This is a genomic window from Streptomyces sp. MCA2, assembly GCF_023544705.1.
GTDB classification, from domain to species: Bacteria; Actinomycetota; Actinomycetes; order Streptomycetales; family Streptomycetaceae; genus Streptomyces; species Streptomyces decoyicus.
The window spans coordinates 77076-98149 of sequence record NZ_JAMJFM010000030.1; the positions used below are offsets into that span (position 1 = coordinate 77076).

Sequence of the window (21074 nt, forward strand, 5' to 3'; positions counted from 1 at the left end):
GCGCGGTGCTGTTCCGGCCCGGCGCCGCAGGGTCAGCGTCGGCGCTCGGCCAGCTCCAGCACCCGCCGGGCCCCCGCGACCACCGCCGCGTCCACGAACCGGCCGTCCGGCAGCGCCAGCGCCCCGCCGCCCTCCGCCGCGGCCGCCCGTACCGTCTCCCGTGCCGCCGCGACCTCCTCCGCCGAGGGGAGGAACGCCGTTTCGATGACCGGAAGCTGGCGGGGGTGGAGCGCTGCCCGGCCCAGGAACCCCAGGGCGCGGCCCAGGGCACAGGACCGGGCCAGGCCGTCCAGGTCGTGGACGTCCGGGTAGACCGACTGCGGCGGCGGGGCCAGCCCGGCCGCGCGGGCGGCGACCACGGTGCGGCCGCGGGGCCAGGCCAGCCCCGTGTCGTCCCGCACCCCCAGCTCCCCGCACAGATCGGCCTCTCCGAGGGCGATCCCGCGGAGCGCCGGATGCGCGGTGGCGATGGCGAAGGCGTGCTCGACGCCCAGCGCGGATTCGAGCAGGGCGAACAGGGCCGGGGTGGCGGGGAGGGCGCTCGTGGTGGGGGTGGCCGCGGGGGCGAGGGTGGCGGTGGTGCTTCCCGGGGCCGTACGGGCGGGGGTGAAGGGACCCGCGAGGGTGCGTCCGGCCGGTCGTACGGCCCCCTCCGCGGCGTAGGGGGCAGGCCCGGGGACGGGGTCCGCGGCGGTCGTCGCCCAGCCGGCGGCGCGGTGCACATCCGCCGGGCCCTGCACCTTGGGCAGCCGCAGACCGGCCAGGCCCGGCAGCGTGGCCAGCGTGCGGATCTCGGTCTCGGCGAGCGGACCGTCCAGGGCATTGACACGGACATGGACCGGGCAGGGGCCCGGCGCCGGGCCGCTCAGCAGCTCGGCGGTGGCGCGCAGCGCGTACTCCTTGCGGTCCGGGGCGACCGCGTCCTCCAGGTCGACCACGACCACATCGGCCCCGCAGGCGAGCGCCTTGGTCACCACCTCCGGGCGGTCCCCGGGCACATACAGCCAGGTCAGCGGCGTGGGAACGGTCGCCTGCCGAGGCGCCTGGGAAGCCGGCCTCACAGTGCACCCGCCGCACGCAGCCCGTCGATCTCGGGGCCGGTCAGTCCGAGGGCGGCCAGCACCTCGTCCGTGTCCGCGCCGTGCGGGCGGCCCGCCCACCGGATGGCGCCGGGCGTTTCGGAGAGCCGGAAGAGGACGTTCTGCATCCGGAGGGTGCCGAGCTCGTCGTCCGGGACCTCGGTGATCGAGCCCAGTGCCTGGTACTGCGGATCCGTCATCACCTCGCGGATGTCGTAGATGGGTGCCACCGCCGCCTCGGCCTTCTCGAAGGCGGCCATCACCTCGGCCCGGTCGTGCCGGGCGATCCAGCCGGCGACCGCGGTATCGAGCTCGTCGGCGTGCCGGGCCCGTCCCGCGCCGGTCGCGAACCAGGGCTCGTCGATCACCTCGGGCCGGCCGACCAGCCGCATCACCCGCTCGGCGACCGACTCGGCCGAGGCGGAGACCGCCACCCATGAGCCGTCGGCGGTGCGGTAGGTGTTGCGCGGTGCGACGTTGGCGGAGCGGTTGCCGGTCCGCGGCTGGATGTGGCCGAGCTGGTCGTACCAGAGCGGCTGCGGGCCGAGGACGGTCAGCATCGGTTCGATCAGCGCCAGGTCGATGACCTGGCCGCGGCCGGTCGCCGCCCGCCCGTGCAGCGCGGCCATCACGGCGTACGACGTAGCCATCGCGGCGATCGCGTCGGCGAGCCCGAAGGGCGGCAGGGTCGGCGGCCCGTCCGGCTCACCGGTGATCGCGGCGAAGCCGCTCATGGCCTCGGCGAGCGTGCCGAACCCGGGGCGGCGGGCGTAGGGGCCGAACTGCCCGAAGCCGGTGACCCGGGCCAGCACCAGACGCGGGTTGGCGGCGGACAGTTCGTCCCAGCCCAGCCCCCATCGCTCCAGGGTCCCGGGCCGGAAGTTCTCGATGACGACGTCCGCCCCGGCGGCCAGCCGCAGCAGGACGTCCCGGCCGTCCGGGTGGGACAGATCGAGTGTGAGGGTCTTCTTGTTGCGGCCCAGCAGCTTCCACCACAGTCCGATGCCGTCCTTGGCGGGCCCGTGGCCGCGCGACGGGTCGGGCCGCTGTGGATGCTCGACCTTGATCACCTCGGCGCCGTAGTCCCCCAGCAGGGTGGCGGCGAGCGGACCGGCGAACAGCGTGGCGAGATCGAGCACCCGCAGTCCGGCGAGCGGACCGGAGGAGGGGGGCTCCGGGGCGGTGCGCTCACCGGCGGCGGGCCCGGTCATCGCGGACAGGGACGGGTCGGTCATGGTGCGGGTGCCTCCGGTCGGTGGGGCGGGGGACAGGGCGCGGTCAGTGCGGCGGTACGGGCCGCGAGGGCGTCGAAGCCGATGCCGTCCAGCCCGCCGACGCTCGTGGCGAGCCGGTTGCGCAGCGGTGCCGTCCAGCGGGCGGGCAGCGCCTCGGGCGATCCGGCGAGCAGTCCGGCCAGCGATCCGGCCGTGGCACCGTTGGAGTCGGTGTCCCAGCCTCCGGACACCGCACGGCAGATGGAGCCGGTGAAGTCACCGTCGGCGTGGGTGAGCGCGGCGGCCAGCAGCGCCGCGTTCGGCACGGCGTGCACCCAGTGGTGGTGCCCGTAGGCGGTGTGCAGCCGGTCGACGACGGCCGCGAAGCCGGCCGGCGTACCGGTGGGTTCGTCGTGTGCCGCCGCGATGCCGTGGCGGACGGCCCGCGCGAGGCGGGAGCGCGCGGGGATCACGGCCAGCCCAGCCCGCAGCGCGCCGTGCACATCGGCGCCCGCCGCGCCCGCCCCGGCGAGCGCGGCGGCGGTGAACATCGCGGCGTACACCCCGTTCGCGGTATGGCTGAGCGTGGCGTCCCGCCAGGCCGCGGCCGCGGCGGCCGCCGGGTCGCCGGGGTGCGTCCAGCCGAAGATGTCGGCGCGGATCTGCGCGCCGATCCACTCCCGGAACGGGTTGCGGTACCGCGCGGTGTGCGGCGGCTCGATGCCGTCCAGGAGATTGCGGTACGCGAGGCGCTCGGCGGTGAAGGTACGGCCGGCCGGCAGTGCGTCCAGCCACAGCCGCGCCACATCGGCGGTGGTGAAGCCGTGCCCGTGCCGTTCGAGGAGCAGCAGACCGAGCAGCGGGTAGTTGAGGTCGTCGTCCTCCGGCATGCCGTCGATGTTCTCGGCGAGCGAGGTGGCGCGGCTGCGGCGGTTCCACGGGTAGCGCGCGGCCACCGCCGGATCGAGACCCCGCTCGGTGAAGTACGAGGCCAGCGGCCAGTTGCCGGTCGAGTGGGCGAGCGCCCGTACTCCGTCGAGCGGCAGCTTCTCGACGGGCTTGCCGAGCAGGCAGCCGGCCGCCCGCCCGAGCCAGGCGGCCTCCAGACGGGCGGCCGGCACCGCGCCGCACGACTGCTGCTGCGGCTCGGGCCGCGGCCCGCCGCCCGTGGCCCGCGCTCCCCACCCCGCCCGGATCGCCGCCAGGGCGGTGGGCTCGTCCGCCTCCGACGGGCAGGGCAGCAGCGCGAGTTCATCGAGCAGGGTCCCGGCCAGTGCCCGCAGCGCCGGATCCGCCGGGCCGGGGGAGGCGCCCGCCCGGCCGGGTGCCGTCCCGCCGCCCGCCGCGCGCCACCGCCGCGCGATCCCGGCGGCGTCCCGGCCGTCCTCCGCCGCCTGCCGCAGCTCGTGACCGATCAGGTCCTCGGGCTGCACCCAGGTCACCCGGAGCGGCGGCGCGCAGGCGGTGCCGGCGACGGCCGCCGTGGTCGTCACCGCTCGCCCGCCTCCGTCATCGCCGGGATGGCCGAGATCGCGGTGAAGGCCTGCTCATGGGTGCGGGCGCGGGCCCGGTCGCGGGTGAAGATCTCACGGGCGACGGTGGCCAGCGCGGCCCCGGGCGCCTGGAGATCGAGGCGGCTGGCGCGGGCGACCTCCGTGCTCCACTCGGCCGGCACGGCGGACACGCCGCGCAGGGCGCCGACCAGCGCGCCGCTCATCGTGGCGATCGAGTCGCAGTCGCGGCCGTAGTTGACCGAGCCGAGGACCGTGGCCCGGTAGTCGCCGCCACCGATCAGCAACATGCCCAGGGCGATGGGCAGTTCCTCGACGGCGTGCAGCCGGGAGGGGCGCCGGGCGCCGAGCGACGGGTTGCGGTAGTCGGGGCCCACGGTGTCGAAGGGAGCGATCGCCGCGCGCAGCGGCACCAGCGCCGACTCGGGGTCGGTGAGCGACGACGCGGCCTCGCAGACCGCCTCGATCGCGGCGCGGGTGCCGTCCTTGGCCAGCCGCAGCGCCTGGACGACGACGGAGGAGACCGTGGCGTCGGGCGTGAACGCGGCGGCCACGGCCGCGGCGAACACCCCCGCCGCCTCCCGCCCGTACGAGGCCTGATGCGCGCCGGAGATGTCCAGCGCCTCGGCGTACGCCCGGTCCGGGTTGCCGGCGTTGACGATGCCGACCGGTGCCATGTACATCGCCGCACCGCAGTTGACGATGTTTCCGACGCCCGCCTCGCGCGGGTCCGCATGACCGTAGTGCAGCCGCGCCACGATCCACTTCTCGGCGAGGAAGATCCGCTGCAACGGCAGCGCCTCGGTCTCCAGCTCCGGGATCCAGCGCGGGGTGCCGATCAGATCCGGTACGAGGTGGTCGGCGATGTCATAGGCGTCGAGGTGGTCGCGCACCGTCTCGTAGACCCGCACCAGCGCATGCGTCATCAAGGTGTCGTCGGTGACGTGGCCGTCGCCCTTGTGGTACGGCGCGATCGGGCGGGCGGTGCGCCAGTCGTCGTGGAACGGTCCGACGATGCCCCCGACCCGCCCGCCGTGCCGCTTGACGATCTCCTCCGGCGACCAGCCCTCCACCGGCCCGCCGAGCGCGTCGCCGACGGCGGCGCCGACCAGGCAGCCGGCCGCCCGGTCCTCCAGGGACGGCGGGGCGGGGACGGCGGGGGGCACAGGACCCGACGGCGACGGCTTCGCGACCGGGGTGACGGTGACGGCCGGCAGGACTTGGGCGGCCGGGGTGGCGGAGGTGTTCGCCGCGGCCGGTGCCGCGGCCGGTGTCTGCTCGCTTGCGTAGGTCATGTGCGGGTGAGTCCTTCCACGGTGGGGGAGGGGCAGGGGGCCAGAAGGGCGCCGGGGACGGCTTCGGGGACGGCCGGGGGGACGGCCGCGCCCGCGGCTTCGGGGGCGGTCAGCTCGGTGAGGGCGAGCAGCCCGGCCAGCTCGACGAGGTCCGTGCCGGCCAGCCGTGGCAGCGCGCAGCCGGACAGCACCCGGCAGGCGTCGCGCCAGGTGCGGGGCAGGGCGTGGGCGCCGCCGAGCGCTCCGGTCAGCGCCCCGGCCAGGGCCGGCGCGGAGTCGGCGACCCGGGAGAGGCAGGCGGCGGCCGGTACCGCCTCGGCGACCTGCCCGTCCGTGGCCAGCGCGAGCGCCAGTGCCACCGGGACGGTCTCGGCCGCGGCGATGCCATAGCTGTAGACGTGGTCGACGATCTCGTGCTCCAGCACGGGCACCAGGGCGAAGGCGGTGCCGGGGCGGCCGGACGGGCCGTGGCCGTCGGTGGCGAAGGCCTGCGCGAGACGGACCGCATGCAGGGCGTTGCGGCGGATCTCGGTGCCCTCGGGGAGCTGGTCCAGCGCCGCTTCCACACAGCCGCCGGCCGCCGTGCCGCCGAGCGCGGCCGCGACCGCGGCGGCCATCGCACGGGCACCGTGCACCCCGTCGCCGTCCTGGGTGTAGCGCGCGTCGTACTCGGCCAGGTCGGCCGCCGCGGACGGTTCGCCCGGGTGCACCACGGCCAGTACGGCGGCGCGTACGCAGGCCGCGTCGTCGAAGAAGTGCGGGTTGTCGTGGCCGGTGGCCGGCGGCCGCAGCCCGGCGGCGAGATTGCCCAGCCCGGCCCGTACGGAGATCCGGGCGCGCAGCGGCAGCACGGCGGACTCCACCTCGGGCGCCCGTTCGGCGGCCGCGGCGACCTCGCAGGCCAGCGCGTTCCAGGCCAGATCGATCGCGGCGCGCATCCGGCGGTCCCGGCCCAGGTCGCTGAGCAGCGCACCGGCCGCGGTGAGCACCGATCCTGCGGTGAAGGCCGCCCACTCGGCGTCGTCGGAGGGCCCCAGCCGCAGCGGCTCGGGCGGCTGGTTGAGGGCGATCGGCACCGGCAGCGTGGTGGTCGCGTTCTGCTCGGCGAAGGTGTCCAGCTCACGGGTCAGCCGCCGGGTCCACTCCGGCATCCGCGCCGCCCGGTGCCGGGCCGCGGGCCACCCGGCGGCGTCGCCCGCGGCCACCCCGAGCAGCAGCCCCTCGATACGGCTCCGGGCGTCCGTGGTGTCCCGGGGGCCGTCCGCGGCGGGGGCGGCGGCCTCCCGCGCGGTGCGCCCGCCGTTCATCCGGCCGCCGCCCCGGCCTCGACACCGGTGCCGATCCCGAGGCCCGTTCCCGGCCAGGCCCCCGCCCCGGCGCAGGCCCCCTGTGGCGTCAGCAGATCCGCGATGTCCAGGACGTGATAGCCCGCCATCGACGGCAGACAGCTGCCGCGCGCCGGGCCGATGGCGCTCGCCCAGGCCTCGGGGATCGCGGCGACGCCGCAGAGCGCTCCGGCCAGCGCACCGGCGACGGCCGCCGTGGTGTCGGCGTCGCGCCCCATGTTGACCGCGGTCAGCACCGAGGCGGAGAAGTCACCGCGGGCCGCCGCGAACGCGCCGAAGGCCAGGCCGACGGCCTCCGGTGCCAGATCCGTCCAGGGGTAGCCGCCGACCACCACGGCGGAGCGCACCGCCCGCTCGGTGCCGAGCTGGGTGATGCCCGGGTCGTAGCGGGAGCGCTGGGCGGCGCCGACCGCCCGGCGCAGGGAGCGGGCCGTCCAGGAGTCCTCCGGTACGACGGACAGCGCCGCGGCGATCACCGCGTCGGTGTTGGGGGCACCCCCTGGACCGGAGGCCGTCGAAGGTCCTTGGGGGAGGGCGACCATGGCGGCGGCGACCCCGGCGGCCACCGCCCGGCCCCCGTAGATCCCCTCACCGTCGTGACTGACCGTGCCGTCGATGGCCACCAGCCGGGCCGCCTCGGCGGGCCGCCCGGCGGCGAACACCCCGAACGGCGCGGCGCGCATCGCCAGCCCGTCGCTCCAGGCGTGCCGGTGCTGGGCGGAGATGGGGGCGGCCAGGCCCCGGCGCAGGTTCTCCAGGGTGCCGCGCTCGCTGAAGCCCGCGCCGCGGAACGGCCCCTCGTCGCGGTCGGCGATCCACTGGTGCCAGGCGGCCTCGACCTGGGCGACGGTCAGCGCCGAGCCGTGCGCGGCGAGCAGCAGCCCCGAGAAGATGGCGTACTCGGTGTCGTCGGTGCCGGCCGGGTCGTCCTCGACGTACCCCTCGATCCGGCCCCAGCGGCGGCGGATCTGCGAGGGCTTCATGTTCTCCGCCGGGGCGCCGAGCGCGTCACCGACGGCGAGCCCGAGCATCGCGCCGCGGGCCCGGTCGCGCACCGGATCGCCCGCGGTGGGCACGGCCGGGTCCGCGGGCGGGAGGTGCGCTGCGCTCATGGTGCGTGCCGTCCTGTCGTACGGGCCGGACCGCCGCCCGGGACCGCGGGGCGCCGGCCGGTTGCGGGCCGCTGGGCTGTATCCGTGCCACGCGACGGCCCCGCTCTCCTGTCCCGGGCGGCAGGGTCACCCGGTCGACTCCCTGGGACGGCACCCGGACGGACCGTCCAAAGGGCCACGAAAGGGCGTGTGACCCGGATCTCATCACCGGCCGCGCGGAAAACCCGCAGGTCAGCGCGGTAAGTTCGGCCTTCCTTGCTAGCGGCGGAGGGTAATGGGCGCATAACTTCGAGGTGTTGGAGGGGGAAGTGCCGCCATCGGCCCACACCTCGATGCAGGGAGTAGGTACCGATATGTCCGTCATGGAGATCATGGATGCGGCGGCGCCGACGCATGTGGCCCACCGCGACAACCACACACACCGCGATGTGAACGGCGGCTGGCTGCGCCCCGCCGTCTTCGGCGCGATGGACGGGCTGGTCTCGAACCTCGCCCTGATGACGGGTGTCGCCGGCGGTGCGCTGTCGCAGCAGACGATCATCATCACCGGCCTCGCGGGCCTGGCCGCCGGCGCGTTCTCGATGGCCGCGGGGGAGTACACCTCGGTCGCCTCGCAGCGTGAGCTGGTGCAGGCCGAGCTGGATATCGAGCGGTCCGAGCTGCGCAAGCACCCGGCCGACGAGCTGGACGAGCTGGCGGCCCTCTATGTGTCGCGCGGGGTCGAGCCGGTGCTCGCCCGGCGGGTCGCGGAACAGCTGTCCCGGGACCCCGAGCAGGCCCTGGAGATCCATGCCCGCGAGGAGTTGGGCATCGACCCGTCCGACCTTCCTTCGCCCACCGTGGCCGCGCTCTCCTCCTTCGGATCCTTTGCGCTGGGCGCGCTGCTGCCTGTCCTTCCCTACCTGCTGGGGGCGTCCGCCATCTGGCCCGCGGTGCTGCTCGCGCTGGTCGGACTGTTTGCCTGCGGGGCGGTCGTGGCACGTGTGACGGCACGCTCCTGGTGGTTCAGCGGGCTGCGCCAGCTGGCCCTCGGCGGCGCCGCGGCGGGTGTGACGTACGCCCTGGGAGCGCTGTTCGGAACCGTCGTAGGGTGACGTGTCATACGGGTGACTGCATAATTACCGCGTTACTCGGCGGTTTCGGTTCGTTGACGACCGGGCATAAGGCCCAGGCGTCGCGGGCAATGTCGCTCGGCGAACGCCGCCTTGTAGGACGGCCCGGATTCCGTCCGCGTACTGACTCACCGCATGCGCGGTGTCCGCATGTTGGAAGCCCCTTTTCGCTTTTCGAGAAGGGAGCGATCCTGTAACCTGCACGAAATTTCGCGGAGGGCCAACGTCGTCCCTCGGCAATGCCTATGCCACGACGACGTTGGGAGAGCCGATGCGTTTCGCGTCCACGCACTCCGCGACCACCAGCAGCGCCAGCGCCGCCGCTTGGTCGCCCATGGACGGCCGCCCCGCCCAGCAGGGGATGTACGACCCCCGCAATGAGCACGACGCCTGTGGCGTCGGCTTTGTGGCCACCCTCACCGGCGAGGCCAGCCACGCACTGGTCGAGCAGGCACTGACCGTCCTGACGAATCTGGAGCACCGCGGTGCCACCGGCTCCGAGCCCGACTCGGGCGACGGCGCGGGCATCCTGCTCCAGGTGCCGGACGCGTTTCTTCGCGAGAACGTCACCTTCGAGCTCCCCGAGGCCGGCGCCTACGCCGTCGGCATCGCCTTCCTGCCGTCCGATGCCCAGGAAGCGGCCGACGCCGTCTCACGCATCGAGACGATCGCGGGTGAAGAAGGCCTGGACGTCATCGGCTGGCGGGTGGTCCCGGTCGCCCCGCAGCTGCTGGGCAACGGCGCCCGCGCCACCATGCCCGCCTTCTCCCAGATCTTCGTCGGCGACGGCGAGAACACCGGTCTGGCGCTGGACCGCAAGGCCTTCGCGCTGCGCAAGCGCGCCGAGCGCGAGGCCGGGGTCTACTTCCCCTCGCTGTCCGCCCGGACGATTGTCTACAAGGGCATGCTGACCACCGGCCAGCTGGAGCCCTTCTTCCCGGACCTGTCCGACCGCCGCTTCGCCACCGCCATCGCGCTGGTCCACTCGCGGTTCTCGACCAACACCTTCCCGAGCTGGCCGCTCGCCCACCCGTACCGCTTCGTCGCGCACAACGGCGAGATCAACACGGTCAAGGGCAACCGCAACTGGATGCGGGCCCGCGAGTCCCAGCTCGCCTCGAAGCTCTTCGGTGCGGACAACGCCGAGCAGCTGGACCGGCTGTTCCCGGTCTGTACTGCGGACGCCTCCGACTCCGCCTCCTTCGACGAGGTCCTGGAGCTGCTCCACCTCGGCGGCCGCTCGCTGCCGCACTCCGTGCTGATGATGGTCCCCGAGGCGTGGGAGAACTCCCCCTCCATGGACCCGGCCCGGCGCGCCTTCTACCAGTACCACTCCACGATGATGGAGCCCTGGGACGGCCCGGCCTGCGTCACCTTCACCGACGGCATCCAGGTCGGCGCGGTCCTCGACCGCAACGGTCTGCGCCCCGGCCGCTACTGGGTCACCGACGACGGCCTGGTCGTGCTCTCCTCCGAGGTCGGCGTCCTGGACATCGACCCCGCCAAGGTCGTCCGCAAGGGCCGCCTCCAGCCCGGCCGGATGTTCCTCGTGGACACCGCCGAGCACCGCATCATCGAGGACGACGAGATCAAGGCGCAGCTCGCCGCCGAGCAGCCCTACCAGGAGTGGCTGGACTCCGGTCTGATCGAGCTCGCGGACCTGCCCGAGCGTGAGCACATCGTGCACACCCACGCCTCGGTCACCCGCCGCCAGCAGACCTTCGGCTACACCGAGGAAGAGCTGCGCGTCATCCTCGCGCCGATGGCCAAGGCCGGCGCCGAGCCCATCGGCTCGATGGGCACCGACTCGCCGATCGCCGCGCTCTCCGAGCGTCCCCGGCTGCTCTTCGACTACTTCACCCAGCTCTTCGCGCAGGTCACCAACCCGCCGCTGGACGCCATCCGCGAGGAGCTCGTCACCTCGCTGATCTCCTCCCTCGGCCCCCAGGGCAACCTCCTGGAGCCGAGCGCGTCCTCCTGCCGCAGCGTGACCCTGCCGTTCCCGGTCATCGACAACGACGAGCTGGCCAAGCTCGTGCACATCAACGCCGACGGCGACATGCCCGGCATGAAGGCCGTCACCCTCTCCGGCCTCTACCGGGTCTCCGGCGGCGGCGAGTCGCTGGCCGCCCGGATCGAGGAGATCTGCGCCGAGGCCGACGCCGCCATCGACGACGGCGCCCGGCTGATCGTGCTCTCCGACCGCCACTCCGACGCCGAGCACGCGCCGATCCCGTCGCTGCTGCTCACCGCCGCGGTCCACCACCACCTCATCGGCACCAAGGAGCGCACCCAGGTGGGTCTGCTCGTCGAGGCCGGCGATGTGCGCGAGGTGCACCACGTCGCGCTGCTCATCGGCTTCGGTGCCGCGGCGGTCAACCCGTACCTGGCCATGGAGTCGGTCGAGGACCTGGTCCGCGCCGGCACCTTCCTGCCCGGTGTCGAGGCCGAGACCGCCATCAAGAACCTCATCAAGGCGCTCGGCAAGGGCGTCCTGAAGGTCATGTCCAAGATGGGCATCTCGACCGTCGCCTCCTACCGGGGCGCGCAGGTCTTCGAGGCCGTCGGCCTGGACGAGGCGTTCGTCGAGAAGTACTTCCACGGCACCGCCACCAAGATCGGCGGCGCCGGCCTGGACGTCATCGCCAAGGAGGTCGCGGCGCGGCACGCCAAGGCCTACCCGGTCTCCGGCATCGCGGCCACGCACCGCGCGCTGGACATCGGCGGCGAGTACCAGTGGCGCCGCGAGGGCGAGCCGCACCTCTTCGACCCGGACACCGTCTTCCGGCTCCAGCACTCCACCCGCTCGCGCCGCTACGACATCTTCAAGCAGTACACCGAGCGGGTGAACGAGCAGTCCGAGCGGCTGATGACGCTGCGCGGCCTGTTCTCCTTCGCCTCCGAGCGCTCCTCGATCCCGATCGAGGAGGTCGAGCCGGCGTCCGAGATCGTCAAGCGCTTCTCCACCGGCGCCATGTCGTACGGCTCCATCTCGCAGGAGGCGCACGAGACCCTCGCCATCGCCATGAACCAGCTGGGCGGCAAGTCCAACACCGGTGAGGGCGGCGAGGACCCCGACCGTCTCTACGACCCGGCGCGCCGCTCGTCCATCAAGCAGGTCGCCTCCGGCCGCTTCGGTGTGACGTCCGAGTACCTGGTCAACTCCGACGACATCCAGATCAAGATGGCCCAGGGCGCCAAGCCCGGCGAGGGCGGCCAGCTGCCCGGCCACAAGGTCTACCCGTGGGTCGCCAAGACCCGGCACTCCACCCCGGGCGTCGGCCTGATCTCCCCGCCGCCGCACCACGACATCTACTCCATCGAGGACCTGGCTCAGCTGATCCACGACCTCAAGAACGCCAACCCGCAGGCCCGCATCCACGTGAAGCTGGTCTCCGAGGTCGGCGTCGGCACGGTCGCCGCGGGTGTCTCCAAGGCGCACGCGGACGTGGTCCTGATCTCCGGCCACGACGGCGGTACGGGTGCCTCCCCGCTCACCTCGCTCAAGCACGCGGGCGGCCCCTGGGAGCTCGGCCTGGCCGAGACCCAGCAGACGCTGCTGCTCAACGGCCTGCGCGACCGGATCGTGGTGCAGACCGACGGTCAGCTCAAGACCGGCCGCGATGTCGTCATCGCCGCCCTGCTGGGCGCCGAGGAGTTCGGCTTCGCGACCGCACCGCTGGTCGTCTCCGGCTGCGTCATGATGCGCGTGTGCCACCTGGACACCTGCCCGGTCGGCATCGCCACCCAGAACCCGACGCTGCGCGAGCGGTTCAGCGGCAAGGCCGAGTACATCGTCAACTTCTTCCAGTTCATCGCTGAAGAGGTCCGCGAGCTGCTCGCCGAGCTGGGCTTCCGCACCCTCGACGAGGCCATCGGCCACGCCGAGCTGCTGAACACCTCCCGCGCCGTGAAGCACTGGAAGGCGCAGGGCCTGGACCTGGCCCCGCTGCTGCACGTCCCCGAGCTGACCGAGGGCGCCGTCCGCCACCAGGTCATCGAGCAGGACCACGGCCTGGAGAAGGCGCTCGACAACGAGCTGATCAAGCTCGCCGCCGACGCGCTGGCCGCGGACACCGCCGAGGCCGCCCAGCCGGTCCGGGCACAGATCGCGATCCGGAACATCAACCGGACCGTCGGCACCATGCTCGGCCACGAGGTCACCAAGAAGTTCGGTGGCGCGGGCCTGCCCGACGACACCATCGACATCACCTTCACCGGCTCGGCCGGCCAGTCCTTCGGCGCGTTCCTGCCGCGCGGCGTCACGCTGCGGCTGGAGGGCGACGCCAACGACTACGTCGGCAAGGGCCTGTCCGGCGGGCGGGTCATCGTCCGCCCGGACCGCGGCGCGGACCACCTCGCCGAGTACTCCACCATCGCCGGCAACACCCTCGCCTACGGCGCCACCGGCGGCGAGCTGTACTTGCGCGGCCGGGTCGGCGAGCGCTTCTGCGTCCGTAACTCCGGTGCCACGGTGGTCTCCGAGGGCGTCGGCGACCACGGCTGCGAGTACATGACCGGCGGCAACGCGGTCGTGCTGGGCGAGACGGGCCGCAACTTCGCGGCCGGTATGTCCGGCGGCTTCGCCTACGTCATCGACCTCGACAAGGCCAACGTCAACAAGGAGCTCGTCGACGCGGTGAACGCGCTGGACGACGCCGACAAGCAGTGGCTGCACGACGTCGTGCGCCGCCACCAGGAGGAGACCGGCTCCACCGTCGCCGCCAAGCTCCTCGCCGACTGGGATGCCTCAGCCGCGCGCTTCAGCAAGGTCATCCCGCCCACCTACCAGGCAGTGCTCGTCGCCAAGGACGCCGCTGAGCAGGCCGGACTCTCCGAGTCCGAGACCCACGAGAAGATGATGGAGGCGGCGACCAATGGCTGACCCCAAGGGCTTCCTGAACCACGAGCGCGAGATCGCCAAGACCCGTCCCGTCGAGGAGCGCGTCAAGGACTGGAGCGAGGTCTACCAGCCCGGCTCCCTGCTGCCGATCATCAGCAAGCAGGCGTCGCGCTGCATGGACTGCGGTATCCCGTTCTGCCACAACGGCTGCCCGCTCGGAAACCTCATCCCCGAGTGGAACGACTACGCCTACCGCGAGGACTGGACCGAGGCCAGCGAGCGGCTGCACGCGACCAACAACTTCCCGGAGTTCACCGGTCGCCTGTGCCCCGCGCCCTGTGAGGCCGCCTGTGTGCTGGGCATCAACCAGCCGCCGGTGACCATCAAGAACGTCGAGGTCTCCATCATCGACAAGGCGTGGGACAACGGGGACGTCACCCCGCAGCCGCCCGAGCGCCTGTCCGGCAAGACCGTCGCCGTCATCGGCTCGGGCCCGGCGGGACTCGCCGCCGCCCAGCAGCTGACCCGGGCCGGTCACACCGTCGCCGTCTACGAGCGCGCGGACCGTATCGGCGGCCTTCTCCGCTACGGCATCCCCGAGTTCAAGATGGAGAAGCGCCACATCAACCGCCGCATCGAGCAGATGCGCGCGGAGGGCACCAAGTTCCGTACGGAGGTGGAGATCGGCCGGGACCTCGACGCCAAGAAGCTGCGCAAGCGCTACGACGCCGTGGTCATCGCCGCCGGTGCCACCACCTCCCGCGATCTGCCGGTGCCCGGCCGTGAGCTGAACGGCATCCACTTCGCGATGGAGTACCTCCCGCTCGCCAACAAGGTGCAGGAGGGGGACCTGACGGTCGCCCCGATCAGCGCCGAGGGCAAGCACGTGGTCGTCATCGGCGGCGGCGACACCGGCGCGGACTGCGTCGGCACCGCCCACCGCCAGGGTGCGGCCTCCGTCACCCAGCTGGAGATCATGGGCAAGCCGGGCGATGAGCGGAACCCCAACCAGCCCTGGCCGACCTTCCCGATGCTCTACAAGGTCACCTCCGCGCACGAGGAGGGCGGCGAGCGGCTCTACTCCGTCTCCACCACCCACTTCGAGGGCGACGAGGACGGCAACGTCCAGTACCTGCACCTGACCGAGGTGGAGTTCAAGGACGGCCGCCCGGAGCCGAAGCCCGGCACCGAGCGGAAGATCCCGGCCCAGCTGGTCACCCTCGCCATGGGCTTCACCGGCACCGACCGGGAGAACGGCCTGGTCGAGCAGTTCGGCCTGGATCTCGACGAGCGCGGCAACGTCGCCCGCGACGCGGACTTCGCCACCAACGTCCCCGGCGTGTACGTCGCCGGTGACGCCGGCCGCGGCCAGTCGCTGATCGTGTGGGCCATCGCCGAGGGCCGTTCCGCGGCCAAGGGCGTGGACCGCTTCCTGACCGGAGCCAGCGCCCTGCCGGCTCCCATCAAGCCGACGGATCGCGCACTGACCGTGTGACCGTCCCCTGATGTCCCGTACAACGTCGTACGGAACAGCCGCGGCGCCTGTCCCCCTCCCCCGACCGGGAGGGCAGGCGCCGCGGATTTTTGCCGTGGAGCGCTCCACCGGAGCGTCCCCGGCGCCCCGGGCGCCTTACGAGCCGCCGCTTCCGGCGGGGTAGCGCCGCCCCAACTGCCGTGCCATCTCCCGGGCGGGCGCCGGCACGGCCTGCGGCGGGGGAGTGCCCGACGGCCGGAAATCATGCACCGGCGGAAGCCAGGCCCCCAGGTCGATCCGCCGGTCGCTCAGCGGCAGCACCCACCGCGGATCGGCATGCACCCGCAGCACCTGTGCCTCGATCTGCGTCCACGCCCCGTCCGTGACCGTCCGCTCCCCGAGCCGGCGCGCCTCCAACTGCACCGGACAGTGCACCAGTCGGGGCGGCCGCACCAGCTCGGACGGCTCCGTCCACGGTGTCTCCGTGGAGCCGGGCAGGGCACTCGTCCCCTCCTCGGCCCCCGTCCCGTCCGGCGGCAGATTGAAGACCACGTCCGGGCGTACCGCGAGATTCTGCGCGGTGCGGCCGCGGGCCGGCAGCCAGACGCTGACGACCGGTCCGAGCTCCCACCGGATGCGCAGCTCGACCAGCACGAAGGTGCCGTCGTCGTTCTCCGTGGACAGCAGCGCCGGGGTGACCGAACTGCTCTTCTCCAGCGCGCCTTTCATGGACCCGAGGATAGAAGCCGGTTGATTCGGTGCTCACCGAAATGTTATGAGAGGTTACTCTGTGTACATGAAACGATGGGACGCCGATCAGGAAAGCGTCGCGGAGACCCCCGATCTGGCCGCCCTCGCGGCGCTGCTCGCGGACCGTACCCGTGCCGCCATCTGCATGGCCCTGCTCGACGGCGGCAGCTGGACCGCCGGCGAACTGGCCGAATTCGCCGCGGTGGCGCCGTCCACCACCACCGAGCACCTCAACCTCCTGGTCGCCGGGGGACTGCTCGCCGAGGAGCGCCAGGGGCGGCGGCGCTACGTACGCCTGGCCGGACCGGAGACCGCGGAAATCCTGGAGAACCTCGCCGGGCTGGCCCCCTACCGCCGGGTCCCGGTCCGCTCCCTGGCCGAGGCCCATCACCGCAGAGCCCTGCACCACGCCCGCACGTGCTACGACCACATCGCCGGTGCGCTGGGCGTCGCCATCGCCGAGGCGATGACCGAACGCGGCTTGCTGGGACGGGACTACGGCCTGGTGCTGACCGGCGCCGGCGCCACCTGGCTGACCGCCCTCGGCATCCCCGACACCGACCCCTCGGCCGCCCACCGGGCCCATGTCCGCACCTGCCTGGACTGGACGGTGCGCCGCCGGCATCTCTCCGGCGCGGTCGGCGCCGCCCTCTACCGCCACGCCCTGGAACACGGCTGGATCGTCAAGGCCGTCGCCACCCGCATCCTCACCGTCACCGCGGCCGGCCGCACGGCCTTCCGCGCCCAGCTCGGCCTGCCCGACGACGCACTCTTCCCCTCCCTCGCCCTCTCCGCTCCCCGCACCTGACCGGCCGGGGCGCTCAGTCCGCGCCGACCTGGCCGATCCGGTCGTCGCCGAGCTTGCGCTGGGTGTCCTGGAGCAGGATCCGCAGCAGGCCGGCGAGCTGCTCCTGCTGCCCGGGGGTCAGGCCGTCGATCAACTCGGCCTCACGATGGAGCACTTGGTCGACGGTGGACTCGACCAGCCCATGGCCGGCCGGGGTCAGTTCGACCAGGACCGTCCGCGGGCGGCCCTCGCCGGGCCGCCGGGCGACCAGCCCCTCGCGCTCGGCGCGGGCCACCCGCTGGGAGACCGCCCCCGCGGTGATCAGGGAGCGGTGGCCGAGCTCACGGGTGGTCAGGGTGTAGGGCTCGCCGCTGCGGCGCAGCACGCTGAGCAGATCGAGGGTGGCGGGGTCCATGCCGGCGCGGGTCAGTACCCGGCGCCGGTCGTCGCCCAGCAGCTTCGCCAGCTGCCAGATCGGCGTCACGATGCCGATCGAGGAGACCGGTGTGCCGGGGCGCTCACGCTCCCAGGCGGCGGCGATCTCCTCGACGGGGTACGAGGAGGCGCGGGGCGCCGGCTGGCCGCAGTCGTCCTTCGCCTCGAATTCTCTTGCCACGGGCCCTCCTGGCGATGTTATGTTCAGGTCTAAATTCAGCTCTAAATTTAGACCTGAACGTCATGGACGGAGCTCAGCATATGTCACGCACCATCCTGATCACCGGCGGTGGAACCGGCATCGGACGCGCCGTTGCCCACCACTTCGCGGACGCCGGTGACGACGTCCTCGTCACCGGCCGGCGCACCGGGCCCTTGGAGGAGACCGCGGCCGGCCGCCGCACCGTCCGCCCGCTGGTGTGCGACCACACCGACCCCCGGGCGCTCACCGCGCTACTCGCCGAACTCCCCGAGCGGATCGACGTATTGGTCAACAACGCCGGCGGCAACACCGACCTGGACGCGGATGGAGCCGACGACCTGGCGTCCTACGCCCGGAACTTCCGCGCCAACCTCGACGCCAACCTGCTCAGTGCCGCGCTGACCACCAAGGCGCTGGACGGCCGGCTCGCGGGCGGCGGCGCGGTGGTCCAGATCGGGTCGATCGCCGCCGACCAGGGGAGCGGCGCCTATGGAGCGGCGAAGGCCGGGCTAGCCTCCTGGAACGTCGAGCTGTCCCGGATCCTCGGCCCCCGCGACATCACCGCCAACGTCGTCGCGCCCGGCTATGTCGCCGGCACCGACTTCTTCCGCGACCGGCTCACCGACGAGCGCCGCGACCGCCTGGTGGCCGCCTCGGCGGTGGGCCGCCCGGGGTCCCCGGACGACATCGCGGGGACCGTGGCCTTTCTGGCGTCACCGGCGGCCCGGCATCTGACCGGTCAGGTGCTGAACGTCAACGGAGGTACCCGCACCACCCGTTGACGCGTGCCCGGCCGGTGCGCGGGACTCGCGGTGGGGCGGGTCAGGAGTCGCCGTCCTCCGCGAGCCGGGCCGGGAAGCCGCCGGTCGCGACCGGCCCCCAGCGCAGCGGCGTCACCCGGATCAGCGACTTGCCCTGCTTGCGCATCGCCTCCCGGTACTCGTCCCAGTCCGGGTGCTCCCCGGCGATGTTGCGGTAGTACTCGACGAGCGGCTCGATCGAATCCGGGGTGTCGACGACCTCGGCCTCGCCGTCGATCTGCACCCACGGGCCGTTCCATTCGTCGGACAGCACGATCACGCTGACCGACGAGACCCGGCGGGCGTTACGGACCTTGGCGCGCTCCGGATACGTCGACATGACCAGCCGCCCGGAGTCGTCCACCCCGCAGGTCAGCGGCGAGCCCTGCGGGGTGCCGTCGCTGCGGCGGGTGAGCAGGATCGCACGGTGACGGGGGCGGACGAACTCCAGCAGCTCGGGCAGCTCGACACGGGTGTTGCTGGCGATGGAAGGGCTCATGCGGCGAGCCTAGGGGGTGTCTCCCCGAACTCCGTGGATCGGCCTGCGGTGCCAGGCGTCGCAGGCCGGTCCACGGAGATCAGACGCCGGTCCCGCCCCTCAGCCCTTGAGGAGCTGCTTGCCGGTCGCCGCGTCCACGACCTTGCGGCCGTCCAGCGCGCTCTTGAGGTGCACCGTCACCTTGTCGGTGGCCAGCTGCTCGGTGCACATCCCCTTCGAGCTCTTCCGCTTGCCCCAGCCGGTGATCACCACCAGGTCCTTCGACTCATGGCTGCGCGCACCGAAGCGCACATCGCAGGCGCTGTGCCCGACGGTGACCGTGATCTCCCGTACGTCCTTCTTCCCGGGGCGCTGGGCGGCGACCAGCGGCAGCAGTGCCTGCTGCCGGCCGTGGACCGGGGAGACCTTCGGCCAGTCCCGCACTATCTGGTCCGCGCGCTGCTCGAACGCATCCTGCTTCTTCGGCGGGGCCGCGGGGGTCACCTTCTGCTGATCCTGGCCACAGCCGGACAGTGCGACGGCGCCGGCCGCCGTCAGCGCGAGCAGGGCGGTGAGGGTACGGGTGCGGGAGAGGTGGGATCCTCGCATGACATGCCTCCTTGTGTCACCGATGGGACGTGCCAGGCGCAAGACAGGTTCCGGCCGCTTTCCGTCGAAGTCCGCGGGGCGGGGGAGACGTCCCTCCGGCCGGTCCGCCCACGGCATAACCCGGTCCGCCCAGGGCGTAACGGCGGCGGAACCGGGCCGTCCGCCCGTTAGCGTCCGGAGCATGGACGCACCCATCGAAATCACCCCCACCGTCTGGCAACTCCCCTTCCCTATCGGGCATGTGTATCTCGTCGCCCTGCCCGACAACGGTTACGCGGTGGTCGACACCGGCGTCCCCGGCTCGGCCCCCGCCATCCTCGACGCACTCGCCCGGCTGGGCGGCCGGCCCGGACAGCTGCGGCAGATCGTGCTCACCCACTTCCACCTGGACCACATGGGCTCCGCCGCCGACCTGGCCGCCGCCACCGGGGCCCGGATCCTGGCCGGCGCACTGGACGTCCCGTACATCCGTGGCGCCGCTCCCGAACCCACGCCGGCGTTCACCCCCATGGAAGGGTCGCTGTACGAAGGGGTCATGGCGGACCTGGCGGCCGCCGAGGTCCCGCCGCTGCGCCACACCGAGGTCGATGTCGCCCTGCACGACGGGGACACCCTCGACGGCTGGGGGGAACCCGTACGGGTGCTGCACGTCCCCGGCCACACACCCGGCGGGATCGCCCTGCACCTCCCCACGAGCCGGCTGCTCTTCCCCGGCGACATCATCGCCACCAGCCCCGACGGCAGCCGCGCCATCCTCGGCCCGGGCAACGTCGCACGCGAGGAGGCCATCGCGTCCTTCCGCCGGCTCGCGGCCCTCGACGACGTCGACACGGTGTGCGTCCCGCACGGCATACCCCTGCGCACCGGCGCACGGGCCGCACTGGCCGCGGCCACGCCGGAGAAGGACTGGCTGTGAGGGGCGGGCTACGGCGGCCGGGGTGCACAGGGGCTGCGCCGGCCGGGTGCACAGGAACGGGTAGGCCGGGCGCACAGGAACGGGTAAGCCGGGCCGGTGGTCTGCTCCGGGGGTGTGGCCTCGGCGTGACCGGCGTGACCAGCGGGCAACAACCCTACCCGTAGGGGGAGTTGGGGTGGACTGGGAGCCCGTCCGGTCGGTCTTGCTGCCGGGCGGCCTCGCGCAGGGGATTTGTGCGGCGGGTCGGGGCGGGGCGCACCTGCCGCGCCTGTTGACACGTGTAATCTCGCGCGGGTGCGGCCCGGCCCGGCCCAGGGAACACGGGCCGGGGGCCATCGGCAGGCGGAGAGTGCACGGGCACCGGAGAGCGCGGGCACCGGAGAGAGGCACGGGCATGCAGCTGCACACCCATGAGTGGGGCACCGGCGAACGGACCGCGGTGCTGGTCCACGGGCTGATGTCCGATCACCGCACCTGGCACCGCGTCGGTCCGGCGCTCGCCGACCGGGGCTACCGGGTCATCGCCGTCGACCTGCGCGGCCACGGCCGCAGCCCGCGCGGCGATTACCACACCGAGCTGTACGCCGAGGACCTCGTGGAGACCCTGCCCGCCGCCCCCGAGGTCGTCATCGGGCATTCCCTGGGCGGTCTGGCGCTGTCCCTGGCGGTGGAGCGGCTCCAGCCGCGGCGGGCGGTCTACAGCGATCCGGCGTGGGCGTTCCCTCAGTTCCAGGAGCCCGTCGACCCGGCCCTGTTCGTCGCGTTCAAGCGGGCGGACCGGGCGATGCTCCAGACCTTCAATCAACGCTGGAGCGACGTCGATTTCGATATCGAGCTGGCCACGATCGCGGACTGGGACACCGCCACCGCCCTCGCGCTGTCCGCCGTGCACCGGCAGGACCATGTGCCCGAGAAGCCGGTCGTCCCGTCGCTGGTGCAGTTCGCGGGGGAGGGGTTCCTCTTCTCCGAGCAGGCCGCGACCGAGCTGACCGGACGCGGCTTCGAGGTCCGTACGGTGCACGGCGTCGGCCACACCATCCACCGCGACGACTTCGACGGTTTCATGGCGGGCCTGGAGGGGTGGGTCTAGGGCCGGTCTGCCGGCCACCGG

At 73.1% G+C, this 21074-nt stretch carries 17 protein-coding genes; 7 read left to right on the plus strand and 10 right to left on the minus strand.

The annotated features are described in order from the left end of the window. Nucleotides 1-32: 32 nt before the first annotated feature. From M8I34_RS24165 to M8I34_RS24190, 6 genes are read right to left on the minus strand one after another with little or no spacing between them, the layout of a single operon-like run. Nucleotides 33-1061 (minus strand): CoA ester lyase, encoded by a 1029-nt coding sequence (locus M8I34_RS24165; protein ID WP_250052326.1) that lies wholly within the window; start codon nt 1059-1061, stop codon nt 33-35. Continuing rightward, nucleotides 1058-2314 (minus strand): CaiB/BaiF CoA transferase family protein, encoded by a 1257-nt coding sequence (locus tag M8I34_RS24170; protein ID WP_374210981.1) that lies wholly within the window; start codon nt 2312-2314, stop codon nt 1058-1060. Before M8I34_RS24170 ends, M8I34_RS24165 begins: the two co-directional genes overlap by 4 nt. Beyond that, nucleotides 2311-3786 carry an ADP-ribosylglycohydrolase family protein gene (locus M8I34_RS24175; protein WP_250052327.1) on the minus strand — a complete coding sequence of 492 codons (1476 nt, stop codon included), beginning with the start codon at nt 3784-3786 and terminating at the stop codon, nt 2311-2313. Before M8I34_RS24175 ends, M8I34_RS24170 begins: the two co-directional genes overlap by 4 nt. Next, nucleotides 3783-5099, minus strand: a complete 1317-nt coding sequence (locus M8I34_RS24180) for an ADP-ribosylglycohydrolase family protein (RefSeq protein ID WP_250052329.1) — start codon at nt 5097-5099, stop codon at nt 3783-3785. The genes M8I34_RS24175 and M8I34_RS24180 overlap by 4 nt, the downstream gene beginning before the upstream one ends. Further along, entirely contained in the window at nt 5096-6406 is a 1311-nt protein-coding gene (locus M8I34_RS24185) for an ADP-ribosylglycohydrolase family protein (RefSeq protein ID WP_250052331.1), read from the minus strand. Before M8I34_RS24185 ends, M8I34_RS24180 begins: the two co-directional genes overlap by 4 nt. Continuing rightward, nucleotides 6403-7557, minus strand: a complete 1155-nt coding sequence (locus M8I34_RS24190; RefSeq protein WP_250052333.1) for an ADP-ribosylglycohydrolase family protein — start codon at nt 7555-7557, stop codon at nt 6403-6405. The genes M8I34_RS24185 and M8I34_RS24190 overlap by 4 nt, the downstream gene beginning before the upstream one ends. A 362-nt stretch (nt 7558-7919) precedes the next feature. Here M8I34_RS24190 and M8I34_RS24195 point away from each other — a divergent pair, with 362 nt between their 5' ends. The 3 genes from M8I34_RS24195 to M8I34_RS24205 all read left to right on the plus strand — a co-directional run bounded on the left by M8I34_RS24195 (nt 7920) and on the right by M8I34_RS24205 (nt 15007). Further along, nucleotides 7920-8651, plus strand: coding sequence for a VIT1/CCC1 transporter family protein (locus tag M8I34_RS24195; RefSeq protein WP_244419963.1), 732 nt, complete (start codon nt 7920-7922; stop codon nt 8649-8651). Between the two features lie 289 nt (nt 8652-8940). Then, a complete protein-coding gene (gltB, locus tag M8I34_RS24200; RefSeq protein ID WP_250052335.1) occupies nt 8941-13554 on the plus strand; it encodes a glutamate synthase large subunit in 4614 nt (1537 codons plus the stop codon). After that, nucleotides 13547-15007: a glutamate synthase subunit beta gene (locus tag M8I34_RS24205; protein WP_250052338.1), complete on the plus strand. Its 1461-nt coding sequence runs from the start codon at nt 13547-13549 to the stop codon at nt 15005-15007. Before gltB ends, M8I34_RS24205 begins: the two co-directional genes overlap by 8 nt. 135 nt (nt 15008-15142) lie before the next feature. On the opposite strand, the gene M8I34_RS24210 is transcribed toward M8I34_RS24205, so the two are convergent. Beyond that, a complete protein-coding gene (locus tag M8I34_RS24210; RefSeq protein WP_250052340.1) occupies nt 15143-15715 on the minus strand; it encodes a hypothetical protein in 573 nt (190 codons plus the stop codon). A 67-nt stretch (nt 15716-15782) separates the two neighbouring features. Between M8I34_RS24210 and M8I34_RS24215 the strand changes: the two genes are divergently transcribed. After that, nucleotides 15783-16544, plus strand: coding sequence for a helix-turn-helix transcriptional regulator (locus M8I34_RS24215; protein ID WP_250052341.1), 762 nt, complete (start codon nt 15783-15785; stop codon nt 16542-16544). A 13-nt stretch (nt 16545-16557) separates the two neighbouring features. Here the strand turns inward: M8I34_RS24215 and M8I34_RS24220 are convergent, their stop codons facing one another. Next, nucleotides 16558-17139, minus strand: a complete 582-nt coding sequence (locus M8I34_RS24220) for a MarR family winged helix-turn-helix transcriptional regulator (protein WP_250052343.1) — start codon at nt 17137-17139, stop codon at nt 16558-16560. An 80-nt stretch (nt 17140-17219) separates the two neighbouring features. Here M8I34_RS24220 and M8I34_RS24225 point away from each other — a divergent pair, with 80 nt between their 5' ends. Beyond that, entirely contained in the window at nt 17220-17942 is a 723-nt protein-coding gene (locus M8I34_RS24225) for an SDR family NAD(P)-dependent oxidoreductase (protein WP_250052345.1), read from the plus strand. Nucleotides 17943-17982: 40 nt separating this feature from the next. Here M8I34_RS24225 and M8I34_RS24230 read toward each other — a convergent pair whose 3' ends face one another. Next, complete coding sequence (locus M8I34_RS24230) at nt 17983-18459, minus strand: PPOX class F420-dependent oxidoreductase (protein ID WP_030988708.1); 477 nt, start codon at nt 18457-18459, stop codon at nt 17983-17985. A gap of 99 nt (nt 18460-18558) precedes the next feature. Then, entirely contained in the window at nt 18559-19047 is a 489-nt protein-coding gene (locus M8I34_RS24235) for a hypothetical protein (RefSeq protein ID WP_250052347.1), read from the minus strand. Between the two features lie 181 nt (nt 19048-19228). On the opposite strand from M8I34_RS24235, the gene M8I34_RS24240 reads away from it, so the two are divergent. Both M8I34_RS24240 and M8I34_RS24245 read left to right on the plus strand, forming a co-directional pair. Next, the gene (locus M8I34_RS24240) at nt 19229-19963 is read left to right on the plus strand and encodes an MBL fold metallo-hydrolase (RefSeq protein ID WP_250052349.1); all 735 of its coding nucleotides are present in this window, start codon (nt 19229-19231) and stop codon (nt 19961-19963) included. 394 nt (nt 19964-20357) lie between these two features. Continuing rightward, on the plus strand, nt 20358-21053 hold the full coding sequence (locus M8I34_RS24245; RefSeq protein ID WP_250052351.1) for an alpha/beta fold hydrolase: 696 nt from the start codon (nt 20358-20360) through the stop codon (nt 21051-21053). Nucleotides 21054-21074 lie beyond the last annotated feature (21 nt).

Bases quoted from the DNA above. Each gene is read 5' to 3' on its own strand.
- M8I34_RS24180 (WP_250052329.1), bottom strand. From the start codon at position 5,099: ATGACCTACGCAAGCGAGCAGACACCGGCCGCGGCACCGGCCGCGGCG.
- M8I34_RS24185 (WP_250052331.1), bottom strand. From the start codon at position 6,406: ATGAACGGCGGGCGCACCGCGCGGGAGGCCGCCGCCCCCGCCGCGGAC.
- M8I34_RS24190 (WP_250052333.1), bottom strand. From the start codon at position 7,557: ATGAGCGCAGCGCACCTCCCGCCCGCGGACCCGGCCGTGCCCACCGCG.
- M8I34_RS24240 (WP_250052349.1), top strand. From the start codon at position 19,229: ATGGACGCACCCATCGAAATCACCCCCACCGTCTGGCAACTCCCCTTC.
- M8I34_RS24245 (WP_250052351.1), top strand. From the start codon at position 20,358: ATGCAGCTGCACACCCATGAGTGGGGCACCGGCGAACGGACCGCGGTG.
- M8I34_RS24215 (WP_250052341.1), top strand. From the start codon at position 15,783: ATGAAACGATGGGACGCCGATCAGGAAAGCGTCGCGGAGACCCCCGAT.
- M8I34_RS24235 (WP_250052347.1), bottom strand. From the start codon at position 19,047: ATGCGAGGATCCCACCTCTCCCGCACCCGTACCCTCACCGCCCTGCTC.
- M8I34_RS24230 (WP_030988708.1), bottom strand. From the start codon at position 18,459: ATGAGCCCTTCCATCGCCAGCAACACCCGTGTCGAGCTGCCCGAGCTG.
- M8I34_RS24170 (WP_374210981.1), bottom strand. From the start codon at position 2,314: ATGACCGACCCGTCCCTGTCCGCGATGACCGGGCCCGCCGCCGGTGAG.
- M8I34_RS24195 (WP_244419963.1), top strand. From the start codon at position 7,920: ATGGAGATCATGGATGCGGCGGCGCCGACGCATGTGGCCCACCGCGAC.
- M8I34_RS24225 (WP_250052345.1), top strand. From the start codon at position 17,220: ATGTCACGCACCATCCTGATCACCGGCGGTGGAACCGGCATCGGACGC.
- M8I34_RS24205 (WP_250052338.1), top strand. From the start codon at position 13,547: ATGGCTGACCCCAAGGGCTTCCTGAACCACGAGCGCGAGATCGCCAAG.
- M8I34_RS24210 (WP_250052340.1), bottom strand. From the start codon at position 15,715: ATGAAAGGCGCGCTGGAGAAGAGCAGTTCGGTCACCCCGGCGCTGCTG.
- gltB (WP_250052335.1), top strand. From the start codon at position 8,941: ATGCGTTTCGCGTCCACGCACTCCGCGACCACCAGCAGCGCCAGCGCC.